The organism is Streptomyces mirabilis, assembly GCF_018310535.1.
Classification (GTDB): Bacteria; Actinomycetota; Actinomycetes; order Streptomycetales; family Streptomycetaceae; genus Streptomyces.
The window spans coordinates 4,317,921-4,329,930 of sequence record NZ_CP074102.1 but is presented as its reverse complement, the minus strand read 5'-3'; the positions used below and the strand labels follow the sequence as shown (position 1 = coordinate 4,329,930).

The following is a 12,010-nucleotide window of genomic DNA, read 5'->3' as shown; positions in this document are numbered from 1 at the left end:
ATATTACCCAAGTTGGGTAATCACCCTGACCTTTTGGCGACGGCCCCCAGGTCGCGATGCTCCTGTGCATGGCGAGCAATCAGCAGACCAGACCAGGCGTCGGTGAACTGGCGAAGGACAGTGCCAGGGGACGTATCGGCGTCGTCATGGGTGAGATCGGCGGCCGTGTACAGATAAGGCCGATCGGCGGCGGCAGGGAGTGGGATGCCATGCAGGACAACGTGGTGGCGCTCAGTGCGCGAGAGGAACTGAGCGCACGCCTGGCCGTGAAGAACGGCAACAGTCGGGTCGGGCTGTGATGCGCGCCATCGGCCGGTACGCCGGGGTCCTGTTCATCATCTGCATCAGCGGTTCGTGCGGCTTGGTGATCGGCATGGCCCTCGGTACCAGCCCGTAGACCGGCCGCCCCCGGACGGGTGCCAACTCCCCGGCTCCCCAACCCGTTCGGGGTCGGCCATCCAAGCCCGCTCCCCGGTCGTCTATGAGCCGAGCTCGGCGACCGGGGGCGGGAGGTAAATGCCATGCACCACCTCACACGAGGAGATTGCACATGACGGCAACGGCGAACGATCAGAAGACCGGTCGTGCGGTGGCTGGTGAGGAGCTGTTCGAGAGCCTCGCCCACTTCGTGGTCATCCACAACGGGCAGTCGTCCGAGCGTGCCGAGCGGATCGCGGACCAGGCGGTCGCGTTCCTGGTCACGGCGGCCACTGCCACCGTCCCCATGGTCCCGTCGGACGACGTGGACCTCGGCCTCCACGCACTCATCCTGCACACGAAGGAGTACGCCGAGCTGTGCGAGAAATACGCGGGCCGCTTCCTGCAACACAGCCCGATGCCGGGTGGAGGGGCCCGTGATCCTGAGAAGGTCGCCGCCTCGGCACACGCCATGAAGGCGGCCGGTTTCGCGGTCTTCGACGACCTCTGGACCGTGAACGGCGCGAACCTCGCACAGTGCGACTCGGACTGTGGCCGACCGTACGGTCGGGCGTAGCACACGACAACAGCGATGCGGCCGGCCTCGACTCGTGGTCGGCCGCGTTCGCTCGGAAGGAGAAGAGACGTTGCCCGGCTCAACCGCTGAACTGCCGATCGTGGTGCTCGACGCGCTCATGCCCACGGCTCAGCACCTGGTCATCAACCGTCGGGGCTCCACGGTCTGGGAGGTGGAGAGCCCTCGGGGCCACTACGCCGTGAAACTCGGCTATCCCATCGAGGCCACCGCCGACTGGCCTGCCCAGCCCTGGACTGCGCTCGCGCCCGCACGCGAGGGAGCCGTGCTGCATCGCCTCGGCTTCGATGAGATCGCGTACGGCGAATGGGAGCGCGGAACGTGGAACTTCCAGCCGTGGCATGAAGGGCCGGACCTATACAGGCTGTGGGAGCCATGCCGTGGGCGAGACTCGTCCATCGAACCGCACACCAGCGTGGCGCTGGGATGTGTGGAAGCGCTGGCCGAGCTCCACGCGAAGGGCTGGGCCCACGGCGACGTGCAGCCCGCGCACTTCATCATCGGGCCGGGACGGACGCACCTTATCGACCTCGCCCTTGCCCGGGGCGGACAAGTGCCCGAGGGGTACGACTTCCCGTTCCGCGGCTGCCTCGTCCACTACGAGGCACCGGAGATCGCGCGCAGCGTGCTCGCCACCGGTGAAGCCGAGCCCACGCAGGAAGCCGACATCTACGCACTCGGCGCCTCCCTGCTCATCTCCGCCACCGGCTGGCGGGCGGTCGAATACCCGGACGACGCTCCGCGCCCCGTGCAGAGAGAAGCGGTGGCGAACGGTGGGCGTCGTCCCGTGAAGGCGCCTGGTGAGCTGGGCGAGCTGATCGACGCGATGCTCAGCCACGCCCCCGAGGATCGGCCCACCATCTACGAGGTGGGCAAAGCCCTGAGCTGATCCCAAAGCCCTGATTCATCCGTGCCGCTCGCGCGGCGAAGCCAACAACAAAAGACCGGACCACCCCTCAGCCTGGACAGCATTCCGGGTGGTCCGGTCGTGGAATCCCTGATCAGGACCCCGGTGCCGATGGTACCGGGGCGGTCGGCGTGCTCGGATGCGGGTGCGGCTACAACCCTGGCTTCCTGTTGTCGAGTTGGAGAGGACGACCCTTGCAGTACGGCCGACGGCAAAACGGTTCTGGCCTCAGCCACCGAAAGTCAGCCATAGCGGTGGGTGCGCCGAACGAGCACCCGTCACGTGTGTCTCCAGCAACCCCGTACCGGCCTCAGCCACGCTTCCCGAATACGACACAGACCGCGCCCCTTCCGGCCTGCGCGTTGTCGACCCACGCACGGTGCTTGGCGCAGCCTCGGGTCCCGGTTGCAGAACGGCGGCCGATGGGACGGTGTGGTCGCTCTCAGCGCGACTCGGCATGGTCCTGGTGCTCGGGCTGGTCGGGTTGCTTCCTGCTCTGGCCGTCCGCCTTGGCGGTGTTGCGCGCTGAGTGGCCGGGGGCCGCCGGAGCGGTGGCGGAGACAGGGAGCGGCGGCGGCCTGTGGCCGCCAGCGCGCGCGGACCGCCGTAGGCGGGCCGCCTTGATCCAGTAAAGAAACTCTGAACAGCCCACAGGGCAGTGGTCGATCAACCTGAGAGACACGCGGATGCCGTGGGCCAGCCCCCGGTTCGAGCAAGCGCGGTACGGAACGACGGCACGGCGGCAAGCGGGGAGCGATGACCGAGCACATACCGGACAACGAAATGGGGTTGACCAGCATTCACGTCGGGGACACGGATCAGATGGCCGCGCTGATCAGGGAGATGCGGGCCATGGTCGGCCGCCTCAGCAAGGAGACCAAGGAGTTGCGAGAGGAAGTGGCCCAGCTCAGGACTACGGCTTCGACTGCTGAGCAGCCTTCAGATCCTCGACCTCACGGCGCAGCTCCTGATGATCAGCGCTGAGGGCACGGATCTCGTCGCGTAGCGCTGTGAGCATTTCAGTGAGGGTGGCCCCGGCGGCTTCGGCGTCGTCGGGTCCTCCTTCCCCCTGTTGCTCCTGGTGGGGCTTCCCGTCCTTGTTCGCCAAGTACCAGGCTGGAGCGTTGTAGTTCGCGGAGAACTCGCCGCCGGCATCGTGGTCTGCGACGAAGCTGCCCCGGCCATGGATCGTGTAGATCAAGCCGTCATCGCGCAGCACGTTGAGCGCGGCCCTCGCGGTCATGTTGGCGACGCCAAAGCGTTCCTGTAGCTCGCGAATGGACGGCATCTGCTCGCCCGGCTTGATCCGCCCCTGCAAGATGTCGCGCCGAAGCTCGTCGGCAGCGTGCTGATACGGCGGCCGGCGGTCCTGCTTGCTCTCTGGCGCGGGGCTCATGGCCCAAGAGTAGCGATTCCTAGCACCCGTAGCACACCCCACTGACATAGGTGGCCTATGTCAGCTGACACCTAGCTCACCCGATTCACTTGACACTGCTAGGTCAGCTATGTTCAATGGTGATCACGCCCCGCCGCTCTGGTGGAGCGCAATCGAAAGGATCAACTCCCATGGCACGCATCCGTGTTGGCCTGCTCCCTACCTCGTCGTTCATGGTCGGCACCCTGCCGGTGCCGAAGTACGCGGACCAGGAGAAGACGCAGTTCGCGACCGACCGTGAGACCGGCGCGAAGCTCTACACGATCACCCTCTTCTTCATGGAGGAGGACCGTGCCGAGGCTCTGAAGATCACCGTTCCGGAGACCGGTCTGCCCAACGGCCTTCGGCCGGGTGTCCCGGTCATGCCGGTCGAACTGTTCGCCACCCCGTGGGCGCGGATCTTCAACGGCTCGCTCTCGGACGGCATCGCCTACCGCGCGGGTCGGCTGGACCTGGTGTCCCCGACGTCTGAGGCGGCGTGAGCGGCACGGCTCACCGGTCCGGCGCTGAGCGCAGCTACCCGCTGCCTCACGCCGGGCCGGATGCCCGGTTCACCGAATCGCTCGTGAACTCGGTAGCGGCCGTGCTCGTCGGCTACGGCTACCCCCGCCTCGACGTCTCGGCGTCTCGGCGGATCGGGCGGCCCTCGAATCGGCTCTCGTGGCCTTCCTTTACAACCCGTTGGAGAAGCGCATATGAAGGATCCGAACGCCCCGGCGGAAGGCGTCCTCGGCTACGGCCCGCTCGTCGTCGATCTGGCACTTGCCGTGCTCGTCGGATGGGCGGTGTGGTGGGTGGTCCGCTACCTGCGCGCCGACGCCATGACCCGGCAGTCGATCCGGCAGGCCGTACGTGTGCGGTGGGGCTGGAAGCGTCTCGCACCGATGCTCAAGCTGTCGGCCACGGACAAGACCCCGACCGCACTGGCGTCGCTGGCGAACACGAACGGCAAGCCCATCAAGCCGCGCGTCCTCATACCCGCTTTGAGGGTGAAGCACGACGCGTACGGAGTGATCGCGCGGGCGAACTGCCTGCCCGGCGTGGGGCTCGAACAATTCCAGAGGGCGGCCCCGCACCTCGCGGACGCGTGGCGCTGCACGCGGGTCGCAGTCACCCAGGACAAGCCTGGGCAGGTAGTCATCCGGGGTGTGCGACTCGATCCGCTGAAGTTCCCCACCGAGCACCACCCCACAGGTGAAGTACCGGACGAGACAGCCCGGTGGGATCTGGGCCTGGACGAGTACGCACAGCCTGTGTCGGTGAACCTCACACAGGTGCCCGGCGTGACCGTGGCCGGTCTTCCCGGCTTCGGTAAGACCAGCCTGGTCAACCGGCTTCTCTCGGACTGGGCGCCCTCGCGTGCGGTGCAGTTCGCCTGCGCGGACGGCAAGGTGTCGGCTGCGTACGAAGGCGACTATGCCGACTGGGTCCAGCGCATGTTCGCCTTCGTGGGCGATGACCTGGAAGAGGCCAACAGGCTGTTCCGTCGGTTGGTGGAGCTGCGGCGTGCTCGGTCCGCGTCGGTGCGCACGGTGCTCGGAGTGAAGTCCATGTGGGACATCGGCCCGTCCGACCGCTGGCCGCTCGTCGTGCTGATCGTCGACGAAGCCCACACCTACTTCCGCGACCACAAGGGGAGCGACCCGAAGACCAAGAAGCTCGCCGCGTTGGCTGCGGAGAATGCCCGGCTCGTCGAGGACCTGGTGAAGAAGGGCCGTTCCGTTGGCCTGCTCGTCATCCTCACCACCCAGAAGTCCACCGGCGACGCGATCCCGACGTTCATCCGCGACGTGTGCCCGGTGGGCCTGAGCTTCGCGCAGAAGACCGCCGAAGCCGCCGTGGCCGCGCTCGGCGAGGAGATCCGGGAATGGCCGGACGCCAACCCGATCAACCTCCAGGACCCCACCTATGTCGGCGTCGCATCCATGAACCACCAGTCCCAACCCGGCTTCACCCGCATCCGCACGCCGTACGTGCCGGACGTGGACGCGGCCCGCGTCGCCGAGCAGACCGCACACCTCACCGCCGACCCCTACGCCCTCCTCGAATCCGTCCTCGGCTCTCCCGTGGGAGACCTGGACCTGATCAAGGCCGACGCCGAAGCGGCCTGACCGACCGCCCTGCACGTTCACGACGCCAAGCGAAGAAAGTGAGGTGAACACCCATGACAGAGGACCGGATCACTCAGCGCACCATCACTGCCGTCATGATCGTCATTGCCGCGCTGGCGTTCGTCTTCTCCTTCGGCAACGTCTGGTCCCTCGCTCTGCGTCTGGGCGTCCCCGGCCCGATCGCACCGCTCATCGCTCCGATGGTGGACCTGTCCGTGGTCGGTCTCCTGGTCGCTCTGCGCTATCTCTCACTGCGCGGCCTGCCCGGCGAACAGATGACGGCTGCGACCCGTCTGATGCACTTCTCCGGCTTGCTGACCCTGGCCCTCAACGTCGCCGAACCCATCGTCGCCGGACACTACGGTCGCGCCGCCGTTGACGCGGTGGCCCCACTGCTCCTCCTCGGCTGGGGCGCGGTCGGCCCTCAGCTCCTGCGCGCCTTCCACACCGTTGCGCGCCCCGCAGAAGCGGCGCCCTCGCCGGACGAGATCGAGTCGGAGCCTGAGACAGCCTCTGACACAGCCCTCCCTGCGGTGCCGCTCACCGTTCCGGCCCCGACCCCGGTCACTCCTCACATCGCCCCGGCTCCCTCCTCGCCTGCGCTGAAGGTGCCTGAGCCGCTACTGACCGAAGCCCGCTCCATCGCCACGTCCCACCACACCGAGCACGGCGAACCCATCACGGCGGCCCAGCTCAAGCTGCGACTCGGCATCGGCCTGCCCATGGCCACCGCACTTCACGCCGCCCTGTAGGGCCGCCCCCTTCCGCCGCCCTCCCCGGCACCTCACACCCTCGCCCGCCCCTGGGCCCGATCAGCCATGCCTGCGGGCAGCAGCCCGAGCGCACTGAATCGCTGCTGCCCGCGGGCCCACCCTCGCGCCAGAAGGGACACCCCGCCACTCATGCGCCGCTCCCTTGACCTGCGCCACGTGATCAGCCCCGGCCTGCGGGACCTGGTCGAACTGGCCAAGACCGACGACTTCGACCGCGTGACCGAGCAGATCCGCAACCTGCGCGGCTGCTCAAGCCCCGTCAACCTGCACGGCTGGACGGTCACGACCGACCAGGCAACCAAGCAAGTGGTCCGCTCCTACCGCTCCGAGGACGAACCCTCCGGACGCCTGCTCACCACCTGCGGCAACCGCCGCGCCTCCCGCTGCCCCGCCTGCTCCCGTCTCTACGCCGCCGACACGTACCACCTCATCAAGGCCGGACTGTCCGGCGGCAAGAACGTCGCCGAAGCCGTCCGCGACCACCCCCGTGCCTTCGTCACCCTCACCGCCCCGTCCTTCGGCCCCGTCCACAACCGCCCCACGACCAACGCGGGCAAGCCCCGCCCCTGCGCATGCGGCGAGAGCCACCCCCAGGACGCCCCCGAACTCGGCACCCCGCTGCACCCGGCAAGCTACGACTACACCGGCGCCGTGCTGTGGAACGCTCATGCCGGGGCCCTCTGGGCACGCTTCACGACCTATCTCCGCCGCGCCCTCGCCGAGCACCTCGGCATGACGCAGAAGGCACTCAACGCGGCCCTCCGCGTCTCCTTCGCCAAGGTCGCCGAGTACCAGCAACGCGGCCTGGTCCACTTCCACGCGGTCGTCCGCTTCGACGGTCCCGACGGCCACACCGCCTCGCCCCCAGCCTGGGCCACCTTCGACGCCCTTAGCGTCGCCGTCGGCCTGGCGGTCGACCGTGCCCGGCTCACCATCGAGTCGGACGCGGTCGGCGAACGCGTCATCCGGTGGGGCGACCGTTTCAAGGTGGATCAGATCTCCGCCTTGGGGGACGGCGAACTCACGGACGCCAAGGTCGCCGGATACGTCGCCAAGTACGCCACCAAGAACGCCGAGGGCGCGGGCACCGTGGACCGCACCCTCGTATGCCGTCCCTGCTCCGGGCGCGGCTACGTACGCGGCCCCGACGGCTTCCGCGACCTGTGCGACGACTGCGAGGGCTCCGGCCAAGCCGAACCCCTCACCGACCTCCCGGTACAGCAGCACGCCCGCCAGATGATCCGTACCGCTTGGGCGCTCGGCCACCTTCCGGAGTTCGCCGACCTCAAGCTCTGGAAGTGGGCCCACATGCTCGGCTTCCGAGGCCACTTCTCCAGCAAGTCCCGCGCCTACTCCACCACCCTCGGCGCACTCCGCGACGTACGCCGTGCCTGGCGCTCCGCACAAGCCGACCGCGCTCGCGCCCTGGCCGGCCTCCCCGTCGACGACGAGAACACCACTCTCGTCACCGACTCCTCATGGACCTACCTGAGCAGCGGCTACCGCCCCGGCGAAGAACTTCTCGCCGCCCAGGTTCGCCACGACCTGGCCCACGTCCAACGCACGAAGTCCGAAGGAGAACCCTGGCTGTGACCACTCCAACCAAGGCCGACAAGCAGACGCTGAAGCTGGTCGAAGCGCTGGATGAGATCGGGGTGTCCCGCGCCGCCTTCTACCGGATGCGCGCTCGGGGGCAGGCGCCCAGGCACCTGAAGCTGCCCAACGGCCAGATCCGCATACGCCGGGTCGACCTCGACGCCTGGTTCGACGCCTGCGAGGTGCAGGAAGCGTGCTGACCTACGACGTTCAGATCTGGGGCATCCGCAAGCGGCCCAACCGCGCGGCGGCCTATCAGCTCCGGTGGCGCGTCGGCCCCCGCCCCTTCTCCAAGAGCTACAAGATCAAGGCCCAGGCCGACGGTCGACGCTCCGAGCTGCTGACCGCCCTGCGCAACCGCGAGCAGTTCGACACGGAAACCGGCCTGCCCGCCTCCGAAGTCCAGGCGCTCAACTCCTCCACCTGGTACGCCCACACCCGCGCGTACGCCGAGATGAAGTGGCCCGGCGCCTCGGCCAAGCACCGCGCGAGCATCGCTGACACGCTCGCCACCATCACGCCGAAGCTGGTCAAGGACAACCGCGGGGCTCCGGTTCCGAAGGTGCTCCGGATCGCGCTCTACGCGTGGGTCTACCGGTTCGTCCTCGGCGATGACGGAACGCTGAGGCCGCGTCTCGACGTCGAAGAGCCGCCTGCCGACATCGTGGCCGCGTTGGACTGGATCGGCCGGAAGTCCGTGGACATTACCGACCTCAACACGCCCTCGGTGGTGCGGACGGCGCTCGACGCGCTGAAGCTAAAGCAGGATGGCACGGCCGCTGCCGAGAACACGGTGAACCGCAAGCGGACGGTCTTCAGCAACTGTCTCCGGTACGCGGTGGAGCGGGAGTTGCTGACGGCCCTGCCCCTCGACAAGGTCGACTGGAGCGCGCCCGAAACCGACGACGAGATCAACTTCCGGTTCGTCCCCGGCCCCAAGCTGGCGAAGGCGCTGATAGACGCTGTCGGTGAGCAGGGCGAACGCGGACGGCACCTGACGGCGTTCTTCGGCTGCCTCTACTACGCGGCCAATCGCCCTGGCGAGGCGGCCAGTCTCTGTGCGGATGACTTCACCCTTCCCGAAGAAGGCTGGGGTGAAGTCCTGCTCTCCACGAGCATGGCCCGAGTCGGCTCCGGATGGACCGACACAGGCGAGTCGTTCGATACGCGCGGCCTGAAGAAGCGGGCCCGTAAGGCGACCCGGCCGGTGCCGATTCCGCCGGTTCTCGTGCGCCTGGTCCGCCAGCACGTCAAGGAGTTCGGCACCGCCGAGGATGGCCGGCTGTTTCGTGCCGCGCAGGGTGGCCACCTCCTGTCCAAGGAGTACGGGGAGGCGTGGAAGGCCGCCCGGCTCGCAGCGCTGACGGAGTCCGAGGCAGCCTCACCGCTGGCTGACGTGCCGTACTCCCTGCGCCACGCGGGTGTCTCGCTCTGGCTTGAGTCCGGCGTCTCCCCGGCCGAAGTCGCACGCCGAGCAGGCCACAGCATCGCGGTCCTGTTCCGCTTCTACGCCAAGGCGATTCACCGTAACCAGCAGCGGGCGAACCAGCAGATTGAACGGGCCTTGGAGGCTGCCGACGGCGAATAGGCCGTACGGCCCGTCCAACCACAGGCGCCACCCTCACCTACGCCGAGGTGGGGGTGGCGCCTTTGCGCTGTCGGGGGCCCGGTCTCCTCCGCCAAGGAACTGGGCTCCGTCTAAGGTGACCTGGTGGGGTTTTGGCTGCGGGAACGATGGGGCGGACAGCCGGTCTGGGCGAGATGGGTTCTCGCGGCGTACATCACGGGCTTCCTTGAAGGCACCTGCGCTCACTTCCTCGACTTGGCCCGTCGTGGGCTGCACGCTTATGCGTCGTTTCCGCTTCCCTTGCAGGTGTTCTTCATGAGCTTGGTGGTCCTCGATCCGCTGACCGCCGTGTTGGTGGGACTCCTGCGGAGGAACGGCATCTGGCTGGCCGGCGGCGTGACGGTGCTGGACGTCTGCGCGAACTGGATCGGCAACTGGCAGTGGGTACAGGACGATCCCACAAGGCTGTTGCGCCCCGTCGGGCTGCTGCCCATCACCCTCTTCGGCCTGTTCGTCATCGCGTTCTTGGTTCCCTTGCATCTCACGGTTACCAGGACGGTGGGCAGGTCCGGGCCACGATGCCGTCCGGGTGATGACTCGCGGGTCCCGGCGCCCCTGGGACGGTCCACGCCTCGGATCAGGCAGGGCCGCTGACCAGCAGATTCGCGTACCTGGTCCGCCCGTTCTTGGTCCACGCCTGGTCCACACGCACTGATGCACAACGCGACAGGGCCAAATCAAGGTGAGACAGGCGCCATGCAGATGGGGTGCCACTCACTGAGTGACACCCCATCTGACCAGCACGTCTATGACCTGCGGTAGCGGTGCGATCCGAGCCCACGGAGGCGCTTTCGCGTCCTCACGTTTTTCAAGACCGTTCCCTTAGGCCGCTCGGGCAACCCACCCCGCGCCACCGGCGATCGTCGGTGGCGCGGGGACAAGACTAACCGGTCAGCTGTCGCCGTCGCGCTGTCCGAGGGTGACCTCGGCGGTGTGGGCCTTTCCGTCACGCGTGTAGGTGAGCTTGACGACGTCGCCGGGCTGGTGCGTCCAGATCTCGCCGATGAGGGTCGGGCCGCTGTCGATCACCTGGTCGTCGAGCTTGGTGATGACGTCGCCGGGCTTGAGACCGGCCTTGTCGGCGGGGCCGCCGGAGGTGACCGCCGCGGAGCCGCTCGCGCCCTGCTCGGTGATCTTCGCGCCGCCGGTGCCGTCCTCGAGGGAGACCGAGGCGCCGATCACCGGGTAGACCGGCTTGCCGGTCTTGATCAGCTGCTGGGCGACGTGCTTCGCCTGGTTGACCGGGATGGCGAAGCCGAGGCCGATGGAGCCGGACTGGCTGGTGCCGCCCAGACCGCCGCTGCTCGAGGACTGGATCGCCGAGTTGATGCCGATGACCGCGCCCTGGGCGTCCAGGAGAGGGCCACCGGAGTTGCCCGGGTTGATCGAGGCGTCCGTCTGCAGGGCGCTCATGTAGGAGGCCTTGCTGCTGGCACTGCCGTCGCTGGAGGCCACGGGGCGGTTCTTGGCGCTGATGATGCCCGTGGTCACCGTGTTCGAGAGGCCGAAGGGCGCGCCGATCGCGATCGTGGAGTCGCCGACCGCCACCGAGTCGGAGTCACCCAGGGTGAGCGGCTTCAGGTCCGACGGCGCGTTCTTGAGCTTGATGACCGCGACGTCGTAGCCCTGCGCGTGGCCGACGACCTCGGCGTCGTACTTCTTGCCGTTGGGGAAGGTCGCGGTGAGCTTGCCGCCGTCGACCGCGTCCGCCACGACGTGGTTGTTGGTGAGGATGTGACCCTGGGTGTCGAAGACGAACCCGGTGCCGGTGCCGCCCGAGCCGCTGCTGCTCTCGGCCTCGATGGTGACGGTGCTCGGCAGCGCCCTGGCGGCCACGTTCGCGACCGTGCCCGAGGCCCGCTTCACGTCACCGCTGCCGCTCGGCGCGGAGACCGTCGTCGAGTCGGTGGAGCTGTCGTTGTTCTTGGCCAGCGAGTAGCCGATGCCGCCGCCGACGCCGCCCGCGACCAGCGCGGCCACCAGGATCGCCGCGACCAGGCCGCCGCGCCCGTTCTTGGGCTTCGGCGTGGGCTGCCCGTAGGAGGAGCCCCAGCCGCCCGCTCCCGAGCCGCCACCGTCCGCGTACGACGGAACGGCGGGCGGCGGGGGCGGCCAGCCCGCCTCGGCGGCGGAGAGCGGCGCTCCGGGCGCCCCGGAGTCGTGCCCCTGCGCCCCGGGAGCCCCGGCGCCGAACGACGCGTACGCCGGTGTCTGCTCCGGTGCGCCGGGGGCGCTCGGAGGCACCGTCGGGATCTGGGCGGTCGGCGCGCCCCCTTCGGGCGCAGCGCTCTGCGCGGAAGCAGCGGGAGTTTCCACCGGCACAGGAGGTGCGGACGGGGCCGGGGGTACTGCAGTGCCCTCGTTCTCGGTGCTCACAGCTCTTCTCCTCGGTCCACGGCTGTTGTTCTCGGTCGCACTCGGTCACGCTCACTCACGCTTGTCAGACGGTCCGGCGCGATGCAGCTGTGCTGGTGTGCATGTGCTTTTTGTACGCCGTCAGCTTTTCCCACGGGACGTCAGAGCACCATAAGCGGTGGCTGTGGGTCCAG

12 protein-coding genes are annotated in these 12,010 nt (G+C 68.4%); 10 read left to right on the top strand and 2 right to left on the bottom strand.

Annotated features, from left to right (window positions below):
- Positions 1 to 56: 56 nt before the first annotated feature.
- The 3 genes from SMIR_RS19110 to SMIR_RS19100 all read left to right on the top strand — a co-directional run bounded on the left by SMIR_RS19110 (position 57) and on the right by SMIR_RS19100 (position 1,901).
- The gene (locus SMIR_RS19110; RefSeq protein WP_168493436.1) at positions 57 to 299 is read left to right on the top strand and encodes a hypothetical protein; all 243 of its coding nucleotides are present in this window, start codon (positions 57 to 59) and stop codon (positions 297 to 299) included.
- Positions 300 to 550: 251 nt separating this feature from the next.
- Positions 551 to 994: a glycine-rich domain-containing protein gene (locus tag SMIR_RS19105; RefSeq protein ID WP_168493437.1), complete on the top strand. Its 444-nt coding sequence runs from the start codon at positions 551 to 553 to the stop codon at positions 992 to 994.
- 118 nt (positions 995 to 1,112) lie between these two features.
- Positions 1,113 to 1,901 carry a protein kinase domain-containing protein gene (locus tag SMIR_RS19100; RefSeq protein ID WP_422664519.1) on the top strand — a complete coding sequence of 263 codons (789 nt, stop codon included), beginning with the start codon at positions 1,113 to 1,115 and terminating at the stop codon, positions 1,899 to 1,901.
- 931 nt (positions 1,902 to 2,832) lie between these two features.
- Here SMIR_RS19100 and SMIR_RS19095 read toward each other — a convergent pair.
- The gene (locus SMIR_RS19095) at positions 2,833 to 3,315 is read right to left on the bottom strand and encodes a winged helix-turn-helix domain-containing protein (protein ID WP_168493439.1); all 483 of its coding nucleotides are present in this window, start codon (positions 3,313 to 3,315) and stop codon (positions 2,833 to 2,835) included.
- A 170-nt stretch (positions 3,316 to 3,485) separates the two neighbouring features.
- Between SMIR_RS19095 and SMIR_RS19090 the strand changes: the two genes are divergently transcribed.
- The 7 genes from SMIR_RS19090 (at position 3,486) to SMIR_RS43575 (ending at position 10,055) form a co-directional block, all read left to right on the top strand.
- A complete protein-coding gene (locus SMIR_RS19090; protein WP_054233111.1) occupies positions 3,486 to 3,836 on the top strand; it encodes an SCO3933 family regulatory protein in 351 nt (116 codons plus the stop codon).
- A 213-nt stretch (positions 3,837 to 4,049) separates the two neighbouring features.
- Positions 4,050 to 5,465: an FtsK/SpoIIIE domain-containing protein gene (locus tag SMIR_RS19085; protein ID WP_168493441.1), complete on the top strand. Its 1,416-nt coding sequence runs from the start codon at positions 4,050 to 4,052 to the stop codon at positions 5,463 to 5,465.
- Positions 5,466 to 5,518: 53 nt separating this feature from the next.
- Positions 5,519 to 6,217: a DUF2637 domain-containing protein gene (locus SMIR_RS19080; RefSeq protein ID WP_168493443.1), complete on the top strand. Its 699-nt coding sequence runs from the start codon at positions 5,519 to 5,521 to the stop codon at positions 6,215 to 6,217.
- Positions 6,218 to 6,367: 150 nt separating this feature from the next.
- Positions 6,368 to 7,831: a replication initiator gene (locus SMIR_RS19075; protein ID WP_168493445.1), complete on the top strand. Its 1,464-nt coding sequence runs from the start codon at positions 6,368 to 6,370 to the stop codon at positions 7,829 to 7,831.
- Positions 7,828 to 8,034 carry a helix-turn-helix transcriptional regulator gene (locus tag SMIR_RS19070; protein WP_248003003.1) on the top strand — a complete coding sequence of 69 codons (207 nt, stop codon included), beginning with the start codon at positions 7,828 to 7,830 and terminating at the stop codon, positions 8,032 to 8,034. The genes SMIR_RS19075 and SMIR_RS19070 overlap by 4 nt, the downstream gene beginning before the upstream one ends.
- Complete coding sequence (locus SMIR_RS19065; protein WP_168493449.1) at positions 8,028 to 9,422, top strand: tyrosine-type recombinase/integrase; 1,395 nt, start codon at positions 8,028 to 8,030, stop codon at positions 9,420 to 9,422. The genes SMIR_RS19070 and SMIR_RS19065 overlap by 7 nt, the downstream gene beginning before the upstream one ends.
- 294 nt (positions 9,423 to 9,716) lie before the next feature.
- Entirely contained in the window at positions 9,717 to 10,055 is a 339-nt protein-coding gene (locus tag SMIR_RS43575; RefSeq protein ID WP_240363975.1) for a hypothetical protein, read from the top strand.
- Between the two features lie 297 nt (positions 10,056 to 10,352).
- Here SMIR_RS43575 and SMIR_RS19055 read toward each other — a convergent pair whose 3' ends face one another.
- Complete coding sequence (locus tag SMIR_RS19055) at positions 10,353 to 11,837, bottom strand: S1C family serine protease (protein ID WP_212727188.1); 1,485 nt, start codon at positions 11,835 to 11,837, stop codon at positions 10,353 to 10,355.
- Between the last annotated feature and the right edge of the window lie 173 nt (positions 11,838 to 12,010).